The 19,415-nt window shown below is 54.2% G+C and carries 18 protein-coding genes; 17 read left to right on the forward strand and 1 reads right to left on the reverse strand.

Annotated features, from left to right (window positions below):
* Positions 1–17: 17 nt before the first annotated feature.
* Positions 18–1,514, forward strand: coding sequence for an ATPase RavA (ravA, locus tag NI40_RS22120; RefSeq protein ID WP_023309782.1), 1,497 nt, complete (start codon positions 18–20; stop codon positions 1,512–1,514).
* Entirely contained in the window at positions 1,508–2,959 is a 1,452-nt protein-coding gene (gene viaA / locus NI40_RS22125; protein WP_039263287.1) for an ATPase RavA stimulator ViaA, read from the forward strand. The genes ravA and viaA overlap by 7 nt, the downstream gene beginning before the upstream one ends.
* On the opposite strand, the gene asnA is transcribed toward viaA, so the two are convergent.
* Entirely contained in the window at positions 2,960–3,952 is a 993-nt protein-coding gene (gene asnA, locus NI40_RS22130) for an aspartate--ammonia ligase (RefSeq protein ID WP_039263289.1), read from the reverse strand.
* Between the two features lie 151 nt (positions 3,953–4,103).
* On the opposite strand from asnA, the gene asnC reads away from it, so the two are divergent.
* From asnC to glmS, 15 genes are all read left to right on the forward strand, one after another.
* Positions 4,104–4,562 carry a transcriptional regulator AsnC gene (gene asnC, locus NI40_RS22135; RefSeq protein WP_023333916.1) on the forward strand — a complete coding sequence of 153 codons (459 nt, stop codon included), beginning with the start codon at positions 4,104–4,106 and terminating at the stop codon, positions 4,560–4,562.
* A gap of 90 nt (positions 4,563–4,652) precedes the next feature.
* Entirely contained in the window at positions 4,653–5,102 is a 450-nt protein-coding gene (gene mioC, locus NI40_RS22140; RefSeq protein WP_023309786.1) for an FMN-binding protein MioC, read from the forward strand.
* A 374-nt stretch (positions 5,103–5,476) separates the two neighbouring features.
* A complete protein-coding gene (mnmG, locus tag NI40_RS22145; protein ID WP_039263290.1) occupies positions 5,477–7,366 on the forward strand; it encodes a tRNA uridine-5-carboxymethylaminomethyl(34) synthesis enzyme MnmG in 1,890 nt (629 codons plus the stop codon).
* Between the two features lie 107 nt (positions 7,367–7,473).
* Positions 7,474–8,097 (forward strand): 16S rRNA (guanine(527)-N(7))-methyltransferase RsmG, encoded by a 624-nt coding sequence (gene rsmG, locus NI40_RS22150; RefSeq protein ID WP_023309787.1) that lies wholly within the window; start codon positions 7,474–7,476, stop codon positions 8,095–8,097.
* A gap of 616 nt (positions 8,098–8,713) precedes the next feature.
* Positions 8,714–9,094 (forward strand): F0F1 ATP synthase subunit I, encoded by a 381-nt coding sequence (gene atpI, locus NI40_RS22155; RefSeq protein ID WP_008500194.1) that lies wholly within the window; start codon positions 8,714–8,716, stop codon positions 9,092–9,094.
* A gap of 8 nt (positions 9,095–9,102) precedes the next feature.
* A complete protein-coding gene (gene atpB, locus NI40_RS22160; RefSeq protein WP_023309789.1) occupies positions 9,103–9,918 on the forward strand; it encodes a F0F1 ATP synthase subunit A in 816 nt (271 codons plus the stop codon).
* Positions 9,919–9,967: 49 nt separating this feature from the next.
* Complete coding sequence (atpE, locus tag NI40_RS22165) at positions 9,968–10,207, forward strand: F0F1 ATP synthase subunit C (protein ID WP_000429386.1); 240 nt, start codon at positions 9,968–9,970, stop codon at positions 10,205–10,207.
* Between the two features lie 48 nt (positions 10,208–10,255).
* A complete protein-coding gene (gene atpF / locus NI40_RS22170; RefSeq protein WP_014072436.1) occupies positions 10,256–10,726 on the forward strand; it encodes a F0F1 ATP synthase subunit B in 471 nt (156 codons plus the stop codon).
* 14 nt (positions 10,727–10,740) lie between these two features.
* Positions 10,741–11,274 (forward strand): F0F1 ATP synthase subunit delta, encoded by a 534-nt coding sequence (atpH, locus tag NI40_RS22175; RefSeq protein WP_023309790.1) that lies wholly within the window; start codon positions 10,741–10,743, stop codon positions 11,272–11,274.
* A 12-nt stretch (positions 11,275–11,286) separates the two neighbouring features.
* Positions 11,287–12,828, forward strand: coding sequence for a F0F1 ATP synthase subunit alpha (gene atpA, locus NI40_RS22180; protein ID WP_006808751.1), 1,542 nt, complete (start codon positions 11,287–11,289; stop codon positions 12,826–12,828).
* A gap of 51 nt (positions 12,829–12,879) precedes the next feature.
* Positions 12,880–13,743 (forward strand): F0F1 ATP synthase subunit gamma, encoded by an 864-nt coding sequence (gene atpG, locus NI40_RS22185; protein ID WP_008500191.1) that lies wholly within the window; start codon positions 12,880–12,882, stop codon positions 13,741–13,743.
* A gap of 31 nt (positions 13,744–13,774) precedes the next feature.
* Complete coding sequence (gene atpD, locus NI40_RS22190) at positions 13,775–15,157, forward strand: F0F1 ATP synthase subunit beta (RefSeq protein ID WP_006177559.1); 1,383 nt, start codon at positions 13,775–13,777, stop codon at positions 15,155–15,157.
* Between the two features lie 20 nt (positions 15,158–15,177).
* Positions 15,178–15,597 carry a F0F1 ATP synthase subunit epsilon gene (locus NI40_RS22195; RefSeq protein ID WP_006177560.1) on the forward strand — a complete coding sequence of 140 codons (420 nt, stop codon included), beginning with the start codon at positions 15,178–15,180 and terminating at the stop codon, positions 15,595–15,597.
* 138 nt (positions 15,598–15,735) lie between these two features.
* The gene (glmU, locus tag NI40_RS22200; RefSeq protein ID WP_039260355.1) at positions 15,736–17,106 is read left to right on the forward strand and encodes a bifunctional UDP-N-acetylglucosamine diphosphorylase/glucosamine-1-phosphate N-acetyltransferase GlmU; all 1,371 of its coding nucleotides are present in this window, start codon (positions 15,736–15,738) and stop codon (positions 17,104–17,106) included.
* A 362-nt stretch (positions 17,107–17,468) separates the two neighbouring features.
* On the forward strand, positions 17,469–19,298 hold the full coding sequence (gene glmS, locus NI40_RS22205) for a glutamine--fructose-6-phosphate transaminase (isomerizing) (protein ID WP_023309792.1): 1,830 nt from the start codon (positions 17,469–17,471) through the stop codon (positions 19,296–19,298).
* The last annotated feature ends 117 nt before the right edge of the window (positions 19,299–19,415 follow it).

A 19,415-nucleotide genomic window follows, 5' to 3' on the forward strand; every position in this document is an offset into this window, starting at 1 on the left:
AAGGATGCAAAACTATTATGGCTCACTCACATTTATTAGCAGAAAGAATTTCCCGCCTCAGCAGCGCGCTGGAGAAAGGCCTTTTCGAGCGTAGCCACGCCATCCGCCTCTGTTTACTGGCGGCGTTGAGCGGTGAAAGCGTGTTTTTGCTGGGACCGCCGGGCATTGCCAAAAGCCTGATTGCCCGCAGGCTGAAATTTGCTTTTCAGAACGCCCGCGCCTTCGAATATCTCATGACCCGGTTTTCCACCCCAGAAGAAGTTTTTGGTCCTCTCTCCATTCAGGCATTGAAAGATGAGGGGCGCTATCAGCGTCTGACAGAAGGGTATCTTCCGGAGGCTGAGATTGTTTTTCTCGATGAGATCTGGAAAGCGGGGCCGGCTATTCTGAACACCCTGCTCACGGCGATAAACGAACGTCGGTTCCGTAACGGCGCCAGTGAAGAGAAAATCCCGATGCGCCTGCTGGTGGCCGCCTCTAACGAACTGCCTGAAGCCGACAGCAGTCTGGAAGCGCTGTATGACCGTATGCTTATCCGCCTGTGGCTGGACAAAGTGCAGGATAAATCCAACTTCCGCTCCATGCTGGTCAGCCAGCAGGATGAAAGTGAAAACCCGGTATCCGCTTCGCTGCAGGTAACGGATGAGGAGTATCACCAGTGGCAGCAGGATATCGGCAAAATCAAACTGCCAGACGCCGTCTTCGAGCTGATCTATCTCCTGCGCCAGCAGCTTGATCTCATCCCTTCAGCGCCCTATGTCTCCGATCGCCGGTGGAAAAAAGCGATCCGCCTGCTGCAGGCCAGCGCCCTGTTCAGCGGGCGTGATGCCGTCGCGCCAATCGATCTGATCCTGCTAAAAGATTGCCTCTGGCACGATGCAGAAGGCATGAACCTGATGCAGCAGCAGCTTGACGTTTTGATGACCGGGCACGCCTGGGGGCAGCAGGCAATGCTCAACCAGCTGGGGGCGATTGCCCAGCGGCGCATCCAGCTCCAGCAGCAGCAAAGTGATAAAACCGCGCTGAAAGTGAATCGCCTTGGGGGCATGTTCGCCCGCAAACCGCACTACGAGCTTCCCGCGGATCTGACCGGCGCAACGCTAACGCTGCTGCTCCAGCAGCCGCTTAAACTGCATGATATGCAGGTGGTGCACATTACGATTGAGCGCGAGGCGCTGGCGCAGTGGCTGGATAAGGGCGGAGAGATCCGAGGAAAACTCAACGGCATTGGTTTCGCGCAGCCGCTGAATATGGAAGTGGACAGCAGCCAGCACCTGGTGATCCGCGACGTCAGCCTCCAGGGATCGCGTCTTGCGCTTCCGGGCACCGCCTCTGACAGCGTCCCCGAAGAGATTAAGCAGCAGCTGGAAGCGCTGGATACCGAATGGCATCAGCAGCACACCCGCTTTAGCGAGCAGCAAAAATGCCTCTTTATTCATAGCGACTGGCTAGGTCGCATCGAAGCCAGCCTGCAGGACGTCAGCGCGCAGATCAAACAGGCGCGTCAATGCTAACGCTGGATACGCTTAACGTCATGCTGGCCGTCAGCGAGGAGGGGTTGATCGAAGAAGTGGTCATTACCCTTCTGGCGTCGCCGCAGCTGGCGGCATTTTTTGAAAAATTTCCAAAGCTTAAAAAGGCGATGACGGACGATCTTCCGCGCTGGCGGGAAAATTTGCGTCAGCGGTTCAGGGAGACCGAAGTTCCGCCTGAGTTAACGGAAGAGGTGGCCTGCTATCAGCAGTGCCAGCGGCTCTCCACGTCGCAGTTTATCGTCCAGCTCCCGCAAACCCTGACGTTGCTCGATAACGTCCACTCTCCGTTTGCCAGCCAGGCCCGGGCGCTGGTTACGGATAACGCCACTTTTACCCCGGCGCTGCATACCCTGTTCCTACAGCGCTGGCGGCTGAGTCTGGTCGTTCAGGCCACAACGCTGAACCAGCAGCTGCTGGATGAAGAGCGTGAACAGCTGCTCAGTGAAGTTCAGGAACGGATGACGCTGAGCGGCCAGCTTGAAGAGGTGCTGGTAGAAAATGAAAACGCCGCAGGGCGTCTGTGGGATATGAGCGCCGGTCAGCTCCGGCGCGGGGATTATCAGCTGATCGTCAAATACGGCGATTTTCTGGCGCAGCAGCCCGAGCTGATGAAGCTTGCAGAACAGCTGGGTCGCTCAAGGGAGGCAAAGTCGGTCCCAAAGAAAGATGCCCCGATGGAAACCTTCCGCACCCTGGTGCGCGAACCGGCTACCGTGCCGGAGCAGGTCGACGGGCTCCAGCAGAGCGATGACATTTTACGCCTGCTGCCCACGGAACTGAGCACGCTGGGGATGACCGAGCTGGAGTATGAGTTCTATCGTCGACTGGTGGAAAAACAGCTTCTCACCTACCGACTGCACGGCGAAGCCTGGCGCGAGAAAGTCAGCCAACGGCCGGTCGTCCATCAGGATTTTGATGAACAGCCGCGCGGGCCATTCATTGTTTGCGTGGATACGTCCGGTTCGATGGGCGGGTTTAACGAGCAGTGCGCGAAGGCGTTCTGTCTGGCACTGATGCGCGTGGCGCTGGCCGATCGTCGTCGCTGCTTCATCATGCTCTTCTCCAGCGAGGTGGTGGGCTATGAGCTGACGAACCAGCAGGGTATCGAGCAGGCAATCCGCTTCCTGAGCCAGCGCTTTCGCGGCGGCACGGATCTGGCCAGCTGCTTTCGCAGCATTGTGGAGCGTATGCAGGGAGGCGACTGGTACGACGCTGACGCGGTGGTGATTTCCGATTTTATTGCCCAGCGGCTGCCGGATGACGTGGTGAATAAGGTGAAGGAGTTACAGCGGGTGCACCAGCACCGATTTCATGCGGTGGCGATGTCAGCCCATGGAAAACCCGGCATCATGCGCATCTTCGATCATATCTGGCGCTTTGATACCGGGCTGCGTAGCCGCCTGCTCAGACGCTGGCAGCGTTAATTACAGAAGAGAACCGACGCTTTCACGTACCTGCTGCGGCCAGACGCCACACTGAACCTGACCGATATGGGGTAATTGCAGCAGCAGCATGGTCAGACGGGACTGGCCGATACCACCGCCGATCGTCTGAGGCATTTCACCGCGCAGCAGCGCCTGGTGCCACTCGAGTTTGAGACGATCTTCATCGCCGGTGACCGCCAGCTGGCGCTTCAGCGCGTCAGCATCCACGCGGATCCCCATAGAAGAGAGCTCGAAGGCGTCTTCCAGTACCGGGTTCCACACCAGAATATCGCCGTTCAGCCCGGCAAATTCGCCCTCACCCGCCGTACTCCAGTCATCATAATCCGGCGCGCGAACGTCGTGGCGTTTGCCATCAGACAGTTTGCCGCCGATACCGATCAGGAACACAGCACCTAATTCTTTGGCGATCGCACGCTCGCGGCCTTTAGCATCGAGATCCGGGAAGCGGCTCAGCAGCACCTGGCTGTGAACAAAGTGGATCGTATCCGGCAGGAACGGCGCCAGACCAAACTCTTTGCTCACGGCCTCTTCGGTTGCTTTGATCCCGGCGTAGATCGCCTCAACGGTGGATTTCAGCGTACCGACGTGACGTTCACCATCACCCATTACGCGCTCCCAGTCCCACTGGTCAACGTAAACGGAATGAATCGGAGAAAGGCGGTCTTCGTCGGGACGAAGGGCTTTCATGTGCGTGTAGAGCCCTTCGCCCGCGCTGAAGTCGTGTTGTCCCATGGTTTGACGCTTCCACTTCGCCAGGGAATGAACCACTTCGAACTGAGCGTCTGGCAGTGTTTTCACTTTCACCTGTACCGCTTTTTCGCATCCAGAGAGGTTATCCTGCGTCCCGTCCCCCACGCGGCTCAGAATCGGCGCCTGGACTTCAATTAGCCCAAGCTTCTCTTCCAGCTGGCGGGAAAAATGGGATTTTACGAAACTGATCTGGCGTTGTTTTGCGATGTAAGCGGTTTTCATTATTTATACTCCTGCGTCCTGTTGATATTGATTAAGCAACAGAAATGGCATCATATTCAATAACTCATCAACAAAAAGCCACCTTCACTTTTGATTCGATAAAATTAAACGCTAGAATAGGGTGATTCATTAATCTTCATAAGAAAAAGCTATGGAAAATTATCAGATCGACAATCTCGACCGCGGCATTCTGGAGGCGTTAATGGCCAATGCCCGTACCGCCTATGCCGAGCTGGCAAAACAGTTTGGCGTCAGCCCGGGAACCATTCACGTTCGCGTAGAGAAGATGAAGCAGGCGGGGATCATTACCGGCGCACGCATTGACGTCAGTCCTAAACATCTGGGTTACGACGTCTGCTGCTTCATCGGCATCATTCTTAAAAGCGCCAAAGACTACCCTTCCGCCCTGGCGAAGCTGAACGCGCTGGATGAAGTCACCGAGGCGTATTACACCACCGGGCATTACAGCATCTTTATTAAAGTCATGTGCCGATCCATCGACGCCCTCCAGCAGGTACTTATCAACAAGATCCAAACAATCGATGAAATTCAGTCCACCGAGACGCTGATCTCACTGCAAAACCCGATCATGCGTACCATCCGCCCGTGATCGGGCAAATTCATTCCCACATTTTCCACAGGTAGATCCCAGCTCGTTCACAGCGTACAATGGCCGTCTCTTTATCTGGGCGAGCGATCAATGGCGGACATTACCCTTATCAGCGGCAGCACCCTTGGTGGTGCGGAATACGTAGCGGAACACCTGGCTGAAAAGCTGGAAGATGCGGGCTTTTCTACTGAAACCCTGCACGGTCCGTTGCTTGAAGATCTCCCGACTGACGGGGTCTGGCTGCTGATCACCTCCACGCACGGCGCGGGCGATCTGCCGGATAACCTGCAACCTTTATATGACGAACTGCTGGAACAGCAGCCCGATCTGTCAAACGTCCGTTTTGGCGCGGTGGGTATCGGCAGTCGTGAATATGACACCTTTTGCGGGGCAATAGAGAAAGTTGAAGCCGCTGTTACCTCCTGTGGAGCAAAACAGCTGGGTGAAACGCTCAAGATCAACATCCTCGATCATGACATTCCGGAGGATCCAGCCGAGATCTGGCTGGCGGAATGGAAAAATTTACTCAAAAACGATTAAAGATCGCGCGAACAGATGTGGATAACTCTGGTTAAAAGCTCGTATTAACCCGTAGTTATCCAAAGAACAACTGTTGTATCGTTTTTGACCTGTGCATAAAGTCGCGATCTGATCCCAGCTTATACTGCCCAGGATCACCGATCATTCACAGCAAACGATCCTTTCTAACTGCATGATCTTCTTTGTGAGATCGGACTTATCCACACAGGTTCGCGATCCTAATAAGAGATCACAATAGAACAGATCTCTAAATAAAAAGATCTTCTTTTTAATAGCCCAGGATCCCAATGCTTTCTCGAAAGACTAAAGTTGAGTAGAATCCACGGCCCGGGCTTCAATCCATTTTCATACCGCTTTACGCGAGGCAGACCACCATGTTTTATCAGGATCCTTTTGACGTCATCATCATTGGCGGGGGTCATGCAGGCACTGAGGCCGCAATGGCCGCAGCGCGTATGGGTCAGCAGACCCTGCTTTTGACACACAATATCGACACGCTGGGACAAATGTCCTGTAATCCGGCGATTGGCGGCATTGGGAAAGGACACCTGGTAAAAGAAGTGGATGCACTTGGCGGCCTGATGGCGAAAGCGATCGATCATGCTGGCATCCAGTTTAGGATACTAAACGCGAGTAAAGGTCCCGCTGTGCGTGCGACCCGTGCCCAGGCAGACCGCGTGCTTTACCGTCAGGCTGTGCGTACCGCCCTGGAGAACCAGCCGAACCTGATGATCTTCCAGCAGGCGGTTGAAGATCTTATCGTTGAGAACGATCGCGTCGTAGGTGCCGTGACCCAGATGGGTCTCAAATTCCGTGCGAAAGCCGTGGTGCTGACCGTGGGCACATTCCTGGACGGTAAAATTCATATCGGTCTGGATAACTACAGCGGTGGCCGTGCCGGCGATCCGCCGTCTATTCCACTGTCTCGCCGTCTGCGTGAACTGCCGCTGCGCGTCAGCCGCCTGAAAACCGGTACGCCGCCGCGTATTGATGCGCGCACCATTGATTTCAGCGTGCTGGCGCAACAGCACGGTGATAATCCGATGCCGGTGTTCTCGTTCATGGGCAATGCGGCTCAGCATCCGCAGCAGGTACCGTGCTACATCACGCATACCAACGAGAAAACCCATGACGTGATCCGCAATAACCTCGATCGCAGCCCCATGTATGCCGGCGTGATCGAAGGGATCGGCCCACGCTACTGTCCGTCGATCGAAGACAAAGTGATGCGCTTCGCCGATCGTAACCAGCACCAGATCTTCCTGGAGCCGGAAGGGCTGACCTCTAATGAAATTTACCCGAACGGCATCTCCACCAGCCTGCCGTTCGATGTACAGATGCAAATTGTTCGCTCAATGCAGGGGATGGAGAATGCGAAAATCGTTCGTCCCGGCTACGCTATTGAGTACGATTTCTTCGATCCGCGCGACCTGAAGCCAACCCTGGAAAGCAAATTCATCCACGGTCTGTTCTTCGCGGGGCAGATTAACGGCACCACCGGCTACGAAGAAGCGGCTGCACAGGGCCTGCTTGCCGGTCTGAACGCCGCGCGCTTCTCCGCTGAGAAAGAGGGCTGGGCACCAGGCCGTTCTCAGGCGTATCTGGGCGTGCTGGTTGACGATCTCTGCACGCTGGGTACCAAAGAACCGTACCGTATGTTTACCTCTCGCGCGGAATATCGCCTGATGCTGCGTGAAGATAACGCCGACCTGCGTCTGACCGAAATGGGCCGCGAGCTGGGTCTGGTCGATGACGAACGCTGGGCGCGCTTCAACGAAAAGCTGGAGCGCATTGAACAGGAACGTCAGCGCCTGAAAACCACCTGGGTGAATCCGCAGGCGGAAACCGCTGCCGAAGTAAACGCTCACTTAACCGCGCCGCTGTCGCGTGAAGCCAGCGGGGAAGATCTGCTGCGCCGTCCTGAAGTCACCTACGAGAACCTGGTCAAACTGACCGCGTTCGCGCCGGGGCTGGAAGACGCCCAAGCGGCAGAGCAGGTTGAGATCCAGGTGAAGTACGAAGGTTACATCGCGCGTCAGCAGGATGAGATCGAAAAACAGCAGCGTAACGAAAACACGCTGCTGCCGGAAATGCTGGACTACCGCCAGGTGACGGGCCTTTCCAACGAAGTGATCGCCAAGCTGAACGATCATAAACCGGTATCGATCGGCCAGGCATCCCGTATCTCCGGCGTCACGCCTGCAGCGATTTCGATCCTGCTGGTCTGGCTGAAAAAGCAGGGCATGCTGCGCCGCAGCGCGTAATGCCCGGAACATTGCCCGGTGGCGCTGCGCTTACCGGGCCTAATGAACCCGTAGGGCGGGTAAGCGAAGCGCCACCCGCCATCTAAGTTTTCCAACAGGTATTCACCGTGCTCAACAAACTCTCTCGTCTGCTGGATCAGGCAGGTATTTCGCTCACCGATCACCAGAAAAATCAGCTGGTGGCCTATGTCGATATGCTGAACAAATGGAACAAAGCGTACAACCTGACCTCAGTACGTGACCCCAACGAGATGCTGGTACGCCATATTCTCGATAGCATCGTTGTTGCCCCCTGGCTGAAAGGTGAGCGTTTTATCGACGTGGGGACGGGGCCAGGTTTACCGGGCGTTCCGCTGTCGATTGTTCGCCCTGAGAGCCACTTCACGCTGCTGGACAGCCTTGGCAAGCGCGTGCGCTTTTTACGTCAGGTACAGCATGAGCTGAAGCTTGAAAACATCACGCCCGTGCAGAGCAGGGTAGAGGAGTTCCCGGCAGAGCCGCCGTTTGACGGTGTTATCAGCCGCGCGTTTGCTTCGCTCAATGATATGGTGAGCTGGTGTAAGCACTTGCCGGCAGAGAATGGCCGCTTTTATGCGCTGAAAGGGCAGTTGCCAGGCGATGAGATTGAACAGCTCCCGGACGGTTTTGCTGTTGAATCCATCGAGAAATTACACATTCCTCAGCTCGATGGGGAGCGTCATCTGGTGATAATTAAGCCAAACAATTTTTAAAAAATTAATAAAAAATGTGGAATTTGTGCTGTTCTTCGCATGTTAAAAAACAGCACAAAGACAGAGGATTTACCGGCGGGCTTTTAACCTCTTTTTCACTAAGGTTTTTCTTATGGTTAACCTGGTGACTTTTATTCACCGAGAAGATAGTCATCTGTGAAAATATAAGTCTGCTAAAAGTGGAAGGCAGTAACCAGAACGCAATGTTAATTATTTATTAAGAATGTCAATAAAACGTTTTTATTGTGTACTGGGCTGTTTTGAAAATAGTTACGACATTTTGCGTTTAATTTCATAAAGATAAATTTGCGCGATTTGCGCCTTTGATAAATACAACCTTATCGCAAATGTGTGTTTTGTGATCTCGTGCACGCTTTATCGCCAACGTTTTCGCGCTGTTTGCAGTTTTGGTCGAAGGTTGACGCTTTCAGCGAAAGTTAAAAAATAGCGGTGGGGAAAAATATTTAAACATTTATTCACCTTTTCGCTACTTAATGTTTGAAATCACGGGTGCGCACCGTATAATTTGACCGCTTTTTGATGCTTGACTCTGAGCCTTAAAGGACGTTTTATACGACACGCGGCATACCTCGAAGGGAGCAGGAGTAAAAACGTGATGTCTGTGTCGCTCTTGAGTAGAAACGTTGCTCGTAAGCTTCTGTTCATTCAGTTTCTGGCTGTGATAGCAAGTGGACTGCTGTTTAGCCTCAAAGACCCCTTCTGGGGCATCTCCGCCGTGTGCGGGGGTTTGGCGGTTGTGCTGCCAAACGTGTTGTTTATGATTTTTGCCTGGCGTCATCAGGCGCATACACCTGCCAAAGGCCGCGTGGCCTGGTCCTTCGCCCTCGGCGAAGTGTGTAAGGTGTTGCTGACCTTTGCTCTACTGGTGATGGCGCTGGCGGTTTTGAAAGTGGTCTTCATGCCGCTGATAGCAACGTGGGTTTTGGTGCTGGTGGTACAAGTTCTGGCTCCAGCTGTAATCAATAACAAAGGGTAAAAGGCATCATGGCTTCAGAAAATATGACGCCGCAGGATTACATAGGTCACCATCTGAATAACCTTCAGCTGGACCTGCGTACATTCTCGCTGGTGGATCCACATAACCCCCCGGCCACCTTCTGGACGATCAACATCGACTCCATGTTCTTCTCGGTGGTTTTGGGTCTTCTGTTCCTGGCCATGTTCCGCGGTGTTGCTAAACGAGCGACCAGCGGTGTACCAGGGAAATTCCAGACATTCATCGAAATGATCATCGGCTTCGTCCATGGCAGCGTCAAAGACATGTACCATGGTAAGAGCAAGCTGATTGCTCCGCTGGCCCTGACCGTGTTCGTTTGGGTCTTCCTGATGAACCTGATGGACCTGCTGCCAATCGATCTGCTGCCGTTTATCGGCGAGCACATCTTCGGTCTGCCAGCGCTGCGTGTTGTACCGTCTGCGGACGTGAACATCACCCTGTCGATGGCGCTGGGCGTATTTATCCTGATTCTTTTCTACAGCATCAAAATGAAAGGCGTAAGCGGCTTTGTGAAAGAGCTTACCTTGCAGCCGTTCAACCACTGGGCGTTTATTCCGGTCAACCTGATCCTGGAAGGCGTTAGCCTGCTGTCCAAACCTGTTTCACTGGGTCTGCGACTGTTCGGCAACATGTATGCGGGTGAGCTGATTTTCATTCTGATCGCGGGTCTTCTGCCGTGGTGGTCACAGTGGATTCTGAATGTGCCATGGGCCATTTTCCACATCCTGATCATTACGCTGCAAGCCTTTATCTTCATGGTTCTGACGATCGTCTATCTGTCGATGGCGTCTGAAGAGCACTGATTTTTTACCAACACTACTACGTTTTAATTGAAACAAACTGGAGACTGTCATGGAAAACCTGAATATGGATCTGCTGTACATGGCTGCCGCTGTGATGATGGGTCTGGCGGCTATCGGTGCTGCGATCGGTATCGGCATCCTCGGGGGCAAATTCCTGGAAGGCGCAGCGCGTCAACCTGATCTGATTCCTCTGCTGCGTACTCAGTTCTTTATCGTTATGGGTCTGGTGGATGCTATCCCAATGATCGCTGTAGGTCTGGGTCTGTACGTGATGTTTGCTGTCGCGTAGTAGTAGTTTTAAAACCCTAAGCCACAGAAATTAAAGAGGTATTGTGCTGTGAACATGAACGCAACAATCCTCGGCCAGGCCATCGCGTTTATTCTCTTTGTCTGGTTCTGCATGAAGTATGTATGGCCGCCTTTAATGGCTGCCATCGAAAAACGTCAGAAAGAAATTGCTGACGGTCTGGCTTCCGCAGAACGCGCTAAGAAAGATTTGGACCTTGCACAGGCCAACGCGACAGACCAGCTGAAAAAAGCGAAAGCTGAAGCTCAGGTAATCATTGAACAGGCTAACAAACGCCGTTCTCAGATCCTGGACGAAGCCAAAGCTGAAGCAGAACAGGAACGTACTAAGATCGTGACACAGGCTCAGGCAGAAATTGATGCTGAGCGTAAACGTGCTCGTGAAGAACTGCGTAAGCAGGTTGCGATTCTGGCTGTTGCTGGCGCCGAGAAGATCATCGAACGTTCCGTGGATGAAGCTGCTAACAGCGACATCGTGGACAAACTTGTCGCTGAACTGTAAGGAGGGAGGGGCTGATGTCTGAATTTGTTACGGTAGCTCGCCCCTACGCCAAAGCAGCTTTTGACTTTGCTGTCGAACACCAAAATGTCGATCGCTGGCAGGATATGCTGGCGTTTGCCGCTGAGGTGACGAAAAACGAACAAATGGCTGAGTTGCTTTCCGGTGCGTTAGCACCTGAAACTCTCGCCGCGTCGTTTATCGCCGTGTGCGGAGAGCAACTGGATGCCAACGGCCAGAACCTGATTAAGGTGATGGCAGAAAATGGTCGTCTCCGTGTGCTCCCGGATGTTCTCGAGCAGTTTGAGCACTTACGTGCCCTTAGTGAAGCAACCGCTGAAGTCGAAGTGACTTCTGCGACTGAACTGAGTAATGAACAGCTTGCGAAAATCACCGCCGCGATGGAAAAACGTCTGTCACGCAAAGTTAAGCTGAATTGCAAAATCGATAAGTCTGTAATGGCAGGCGTAATCATCCGTTCGGGTGATATGGTCATTGATGGCAGCGTACGCGGCCGTCTTGAACGCCTTGCAGACGTCTTGCAGTCTTAAGGGGACTGGAGCATGCAACTGAATTCCACCGAAATCAGCGAACTGATCAAGCAGCGCATTGCTCAGTTCAGTGTTGTGAGTGAAGCTCACAACGAAGGTACTATTGTTTCTGTAAGTGACGGTGTTATCCGCATCCACGGCCTGGCCGATTGTATGCAGGGTGAGATGATTTCCCTGCCGGGTAACCGTTACGCTATCGCACTGAACCTGGAGCGCGACTCCGTAGGTGCAGTTGTGATGGGTCCATACGCTGACCTCGCCGAAGGCATGAAGGTTAAGTGTACTGGCCGTATTCTGGAAGTGCCGGTTGGCCGTGGCCTGCTGGGTCGCGTTGTTAACACCCTGGGTGCGCCAATCGACGGTAAAGGTCCGGTTGAGCACGATGGCTTCTCCCCAATCGAAGTTATCGCACCAGGCGTTATCGACCGTCAGTCCGTAGATCAGCCTGTTCAGACAGGTTATAAGTCCGTTGATGCCATGATCCCAATCGGTCGTGGTCAGCGTGAACTGATCATCGGTGACCGTCAGACCGGTAAAACCGCGATGGCTATCGACGCCATCATCAACCAGCGTGACTCCGGCATCAAATGTGTGTACGTGGCCATCGGCCAGAAAGCGTCCACCATTTCTAACGTGGTTCGTAAACTGGAAGAGCACGGCGCACTGTCTAACACCATCGTTGTGGTAGCAACTGCGTCTGAATCTGCTGCACTGCAATACCTGGCGCCATATGCCGGTTGCGCAATGGGCGAATACTTCCGTGACCGCGGTGAAGATGCACTGATCGTATACGATGACCTGTCTAAACAGGCTGTTGCTTATCGTCAGGTTTCCCTGCTGCTCCGTCGTCCACCTGGACGTGAAGCGTTCCCTGGCGACGTATTCTACCTCCACTCTCGTCTGCTGGAGCGTGCTTCCCGCGTTAACGCGGAATACGTCGAGAACTTCACCAAAGGTGAAGTGAAGGGTAAAACGGGCTCTCTGACCGCTCTGCCGATCATTGAAACCCAGGCGGGTGACGTTTCTGCGTTCGTTCCGACCAACGTAATCTCCATTACCGATGGTCAGATCTTCCTGGAAACCAACCTGTTTAACTCCGGTATTCGTCCGGCGGTTAACCCGGGTATCTCCGTATCCCGTGTTGGTGGTGCTGCTCAGACCAAGATCATCAAGAAACTGTCCGGTGGTATCCGTACCGCGCTGGCACAGTATCGTGAACTGGCTGCGTTCTCTCAGTTCGCATCCGATCTGGACGAAGCAACCCGTAAACAGCTGAGCCACGGTCAGAAAGTGACCGAGCTGCTGAAGCAGAAACAGTACGCACCAATGTCTGTTGCTCAGCAGGGCCTGGTACTGTTCGCGGCAGAACGCGGTTACCTCGAAGATGTGGAACTGGCGAAAATCGGTAGCTTCGAAGCCGCTCTGCTGGCTTACGTCGACCGTGATCACGCTCCGCTGATGCAAGAGATCAACCAGACCGGTGGCTATAACGACGAAATCGAAGGCAAGCTGAAAGCTATCCTCGATTCCTTCAAAGCAACCCAATCCTGGTAATCGTCCGGCGGCTTGTCTCAGGACAAGCCGCCTGGCATTGAGGAGAAGCTCATGGCCGGCGCAAAAGAGATACGTAGTAAGATCGCAAGCGTCCAGAACACGCAAAAGATCACTAAAGCGATGGAGATGGTCGCCGCTTCCAAAATGCGTAAATCGCAGGATCGCATGGCGGCCAGCCGTCCTTATGCAGAAACCATGCGCAAAGTGATTGGTCACCTTGCAAACGGTAATCTGGAATATAAGCACCCTTACCTGGAAGAACGCGACGTTAAGCGCGTGGGCTACCTGGTGGTGTCGACCGACCGTGGTCTGTGTGGCGGCTTGAACATTAACCTGTTCAAAAAACTGCTGGCGGATATGAAAGCATGGTCTGAAAAAGGCGTTCAGTGCGATATCGCAATGATCGGCTCTAAAGGCGTCTCTTTCTTTAACTCCGTTGGTGGCAACATTGTCGCTCAGGTGACCGGTATGGGTGATAACCCGTCCCTGTCCGAACTGATCGGCCCGGTTAAAGTGATGTTGCAGGCCTATGATGAAGGCCGTCTGGACAGACTGTACGTTGTCAGCAACAAATTCATTAACACCATGTCTCAGGTTCCAACGCTCACTCAGATGCTGCCGTTACCGGCATCAGAAGATGACGAGCTGAAGCAAAAAGCCTGGGATTACCTGTATGAACCCGATCCGAAACCGCTGCTGGATACCCTGCTGCGTCGTTACGTTGAATCTCAGGTTTATCAGGGCGTTGTAGAAAACCTGGCCAGCGAGCAGGCCGCACGAATGGTGGCGATGAAAGCCGCGACCGATAATGGCGGCAGCCTGATTAAAGAGCTGCAGTTGGTTTACAACAAAGCTCGTCAGGCCAGCATTACTCAGGAACTCACCGAGATCGTCTCGGGGGCCGCCGCGGTTTAACCAGGTTTACGAATTACGTAGAGGATTCAAGATGGCTACTGGAAAGATTGTCCAGGTAATCGGCGCCGTGGTGGACGTCGAGTTCCCTCAGGACGCCGTACCACGCGTGTACGACGCGCTTGAGGTACAGAATGGTAACGAGAGCCTGGTGCTGGAAGTTCAGCAGCAGCTCGGCGGCGGTATCGTGCGTACCATCGCGATGGGTTCTTCCGACGGTCTGCGTCGTGGTCTGGAAGTCAAAGACCTTGAGCACCCGATCGAAGTCCCGGTAGGTAAAGCAACACTGGGTCGTATCATGAACGTATTGGGTCAGCCAATCGACATGAAAGGCGACATCGGTGAAGAAGAGCGTTGGGCTATCCACCGTGCAGCACCTTCCTACGAAGAGCTGTCAAGCTCTCAGGAACTGCTGGAAACCGGTATCAAAGTTATCGACCTGATGTGTCCGTTCGCGAAGGGCGGTAAAGTCGGTCTGTTCGGTGGTGCGGGTGTTGGTAAAACCGTAAACATGATGGAGCTGATCCGTAACATCGCGATCGAGCACTCCGGTTACTCCGTGTTTGCGGGCGTAGGTGAACGTACTCGTGAGGGTAACGACTTCTACCACGAAATGACCGACTCCAACGTTCTGGACAAAGTATCCCTGGTTTACGGCCAGATGAACGAGCCACCTGGAAACCGTCTGCGCGTTGCGCTGACCGGTCTGACGATGGCTGAGAAGTTCCGTGATGAAGGCCGTGACGTTCTGCTGTTCGTTGATAACATCTACCGTTACACCCTGGCCGGTACGGAAGTATCTGCACTGCTGGGTCGTATGCCTTCAGCGGTAGGTTACCAGCCAACACTGGCGGAAGAGATGGGTGTTCTTCAGGAACGTATCACCTCTACCAAAACCGGTTCTATCACCTCCGTTCAGGCGGTATACGTACCTGCGGATGACCTGACTGACCCATCTCCAGCAACCACCTTTGCGCACTTAGATGCAACCGTGGTACTGAGCCGTCAGATCGCGTCTCTGGGTATCTACCCGGCCGTTGACCCGCTGGACTCCACCAGCCGTCAGCTGGATCCACTGGTTGTTGGTCAGGAACACTACGACACCGCGCGTGGCGTACAGTCCCTGCTGCAGCGTTACCAGGAACTGAAAGACATCATCGCCATCCTGGGTATGGATGAACTGTCTGAAGAAGACAAACTGGTGGTAGCACGTGCGCGTAAGATCCAGCGCTTCCTGTCCCAGCCGTTCTTCGTTGCGGAAGTATTCACCGGTTCTCCGGGTAAATACGTTTCCCTGAAAGACACCATCCGTGGCTTTAAAGGCATCATGGAAGGCGAATACGATCACCTGCCGGAGCAGGCGTTCTACATGGTTGGTTCCATCGACGAAGCCGTGGAAAAAGCCAAAAAACTTTAACGCCTTAATCGGAGGGTGATATGGCAATGACTTACCACCTGGACGTCGTCAGCGCAGAGCAACAAATGTTCTCTGGTCTGGTCGAGAAAATCCAGGTAACGGGTAGTGAAGGTGAACTGGGTATTTTCCCGGGTCACGCACCGCTGCTCACCGCCATTAAGCCTGGTATGATCCGCATCGTTAAACAGTTCGGTCACGAAGAGTTTATCTATCTGTCCGGCGGCATTCTTGAAGTGCAGCCTGGCAGTGTGACCGTTCTGGCCGATACCGCTATCCGTGGACAGGATCTCGACGAAGCGCGAGCCCTGGAATCGAAGCGTAAGGCTGAAGAGCACATTAGCAGCTCTCATGGTGACGTGGATTACGCTCAGGCGTCTGCGGAGCTGGCCAAAGCGATCGCGAAACTGCGCGTTATCGAGTTGACCAAAAAAGCGATGTAACACCGGCTTGAAAAGCACAAAAGCCAGTCTGGATACCAGGCTGGCTTTTTTTTTTGGCCTTAATTCATGATGAAAAAGATGTAGAATTTTAAGCATCAAACGTTTTTACTTCACACTCAAACTACCGTCAGGATGCGTATGTCAAACAGTGCGATGAGCGTGGTGATCCTTGCCGCTGGCAAAGGGACCCGCATGTATTCCGATCTGCCTAAGGTGCTCCACACGCTTGCAGGAAAGCCAATGGTGCAGCATGTCATTGATGCAGCGAATGAACTGGGTGCCAGTCAGGTCCACCTGGTCTACGGCCACGGCGGCGATCTGCTTAAAAAGACGCTGAGCGATGACAAGCTCAACTGGGTGCTTCAGGCCGAACAGCTGGGCACAGGCCATGCGATGCAGCAGGCTGCGCCTTTCTTTGCGGATGACGAAGACATTTTGATGCTCTACGGCGATGTCCCGCTGATCTCCGTTGAAACCCTGACTCGCCTGCGTGAAGCCAAACCGCAGGGCGGTATCGGTTTGTTGACCGTCGTGCTGGACGATCCAAGCGGTTATGGCCGCATCACCCGTGAAAACGGCAACGTCACGGGTATTGTTGAGCATAAAGATGCCAGCGACGAACAGCGCCAGATTCAGGAGATCAACACCGGTATTCTGATTGCCAATGGCGCGGACATGAAGCGCTGGCTGTCTCAGCTCGACAACAACAACGCGCAGGGTGAATTCTACATCACCGACATCATTGCGATGGCGTACCAGGAAGGACGTGAGATTGCGGCGGTTCATCCTGCGCGCATCAGCGAAACCGAAGGGGTGAATAACCGTCTTCAGCTTTCCCGCCTGGAGCGCGTTTATCAGTCCGAGCAGGCCGAAAAACTGCTGCTGGCGGGCGTGATGCTGCGCGATCCGGCGCGTTTCGATCTGCGTGGTTCGTTATCTCACGGTCGTGACGTTGAAATTGATACGAACGTTATCCTCGAAGGTCACGTCACGCTGGGCAATCGCGTCAAAATTGGCGCCGGCTGCGTGATTAAAAACAGCGTCATCGGCGACGACTGCGAAATCAGCCCGTACAGCGTGGTAGAAGATGCTCGTCTGGATGCGGCCTGTACCATCGGCCCGTTTGCGCGTCTGCGCCCGGGCGCTGAGCTGCTGGAAGGCGCTCACGTGGGTAACTTCGTGGAAATGAAAAAAGCGCGTCTGGGTAAAGGCTCGAAAGCCGGTCATCTGACCTATCTGGGCGACGCGGAAATTGGCAATAACGTGAATATTGGTGCAGGGACTATTACCTGTAACTATGACGGCGCGAATAAGTTTAAAACCATCATCGGTGACGACGTGTTCGTTGGCTCCGATACGCAGCTGGTGGCGCCTGTTACCGTGGGTAACGGGGTGACTATCGCCGCCGGAACAACCGTTACGCGCGATGTGGCCGAGAACGAGCTGGTGTTAAGCCGCGTGCCGCAGGTCAGCAAGCAGGGCTGGAAACGCCCGGTTAAGAAAAAGTAACGGATTTACCCCTCACCCTAACCCTCTCCCCACAGGGGAGAGGGGATCGTTCGGTGCGGTGTTTTTCTCCCTCGCCCCTTTGGGGAGAGGGCCGGGGTGAGGGGATAATATAATCCTCCCCCCACAAGCAGTACCCATAAAAATAACCCCACTCTCTACAAGGCTCGGGGTGCCCGGAAAGGGCGTTACCCAAAGGATTTCGCGTTGTGGCAAGGCGGCAAGCGTATGAGTCCATGGGAGCTTACTTAAGTAAGTGACCGTGGCGAGTACGAGAAGCCAACGCAGCCGCAGCGTGAAAGACGCAGGGAAAATACAGGTCAGCGACAACGCAGGCATAATGCCTAAATTCGGAATCTAAAATTATGTGTGGAATTGTTGGCGCAGTTGCGCAGCGTGATATTGCTGAAATCCTTCTCGAAGGTTTACGTCGTCTGGAATACCGTGGTTACGACTCTGCCGGTCTGGCTGTCGTTGATGCAGAAGGTCATATGACCCGTCTGCGTCGTCTCGGTAAAGTGCAGATGCTGGCCCAGGCCGCGGAAGAACATCCGCTGCACGGTGGTACCGGTATTGCGCACACCCGCTGGGCGACGCACGGCGAACCGTCTGAAGGTAACGCGCACCCGCATGTGTCTGAACACATCGTGGTCGTGCACAACGGCATTATCGAAAACCACGAACCGCTGCGCGAAGAACTGAAAGCGCGCGGCTACACCTTCGTCTCTGAAACTGACACCGAAGTGATTGCTCACCTGGTGCACTGGGAGCTGGAGCAGGGCGGCACGCTGCGTGATGCGGTGCTGCGTGCTATCCCTCAGCTGCGCGGTGCGTACGGTACGGTGATCATGGATTCCCGCGATCCGTCCACATTGCTGGCCGCGCGTTCCGGTAGCCCGATGGTTATCGGTCTGGGCATGGGCGAAAACTTCATCGCTTCTGACCAGCTGGCGCTCCTGCCGGTCACCCGTCGCTTTATCTTCCTCGAAGAGGGTGATATCGCGGAAGTGACCCGTCGCAGCGTGACCGTCTTTGATACCAAAGGCGAGCAGGTGAAACGTCAGGAGATTGAATCGAACCTGCAGTACGACGCGGGCGACAAAGGCGCTTACCGTCACTACATGCAGAAAGAGATTTACGAGCAGCCAAACGCCATCAAAAACACGCTGACCGGGCGCATCAGCCACGGTGAAGTGGATCTGAGCGAGCTGGGCGCAAACGCGAACGAACTGCTCGGCAAGGTCGAGCATATTCAGATCGTGGCCTGCGGCACCTCCTACAACTCCGGTATGGTTTCTCGCTACTGGTTTGAATCCCTGGCGGGCGTGCCGTGCGATGTGGAAATCGCGTCTGAATTCCGCTATCGCAAATCCGCGGTGCGTCGTAACAGCCTGATGATCACCCTTTCCCAGTCCGGCGAAACGGCGGATACGCTGGCAGCTCTGCGTCTCTCTAAAGAGCTGGGTTACCTGGGCTCGCTGGCTATCTGTAACGTTCCTGGCTCATCGCTGGTGCGTGAATCCGATCTGGCGCTGATGACCAAAGCGGGTACCGAAATCGGTGTGGCCTCCACCAAAGCGTTTACCACTCAGCTGACCGTTCTGCTGATGCTGGTGGCGAAGCTTGCGCGTCTGAAAGGTGAAGATGCGTCCGTTGAGCACGACATCGTTCACGGCCTGCAGGCGCTGCCGAGCCGTATTGAGCAGATGCTGTCTCAGGACAAACGCATTGAAGCGCTGGCGGAAGATTTCTCCGACAAACATCACGCCCTGTTCCTGGGTCGTGGCGATCAGTATCCGATTGCGCTGGAAGGCGCGCTGAAGCTGAAAGAGATCTCCTACATTCACGCTGAAGCCTATGCGGCTGGCGAGCTGAAGCACGGCCCGCTGGCGCTGATTGACGCGGATATGCCGGTCATCGTTGTGGCACCAAACAACGAACTGCTGGAAAAGCTGAAGTCTAATATCGAAGAAGTGCGCGCCCGCGGCGGTGTTCTGTACGTCTTCGCCGACAAAGATGCCGGTTTTGTCAGCAACGACAACATGCATATCATCGAGATGCCGCATGTGGAAGAGGTGATTGCACCAATCTTCTACACCGTTCCGCTGCAGCTGCTGGCTTACCATGTGGCGCTGATCAAAGGTACCGACGTTGACCAGCCGCGTAACCTGGCGAAATCGGTTACCGTAGAATAATCCCTTCAGGCTCCACCTTCGGGTGGAGCTTTTTTATCCTGCCCGGCTTGTTTTTAATCAATCCTTTCTCGTTTTTAATAATGACAATTTGTCATCTTCAGCTACTTTTTTCAGTGT

It is taken from the genome of Enterobacter sp. E20, from assembly GCF_000801755.2.
GTDB lineage: Bacteria > Pseudomonadota > Gammaproteobacteria > Enterobacterales > Enterobacteriaceae > Enterobacter > Enterobacter asburiae_B.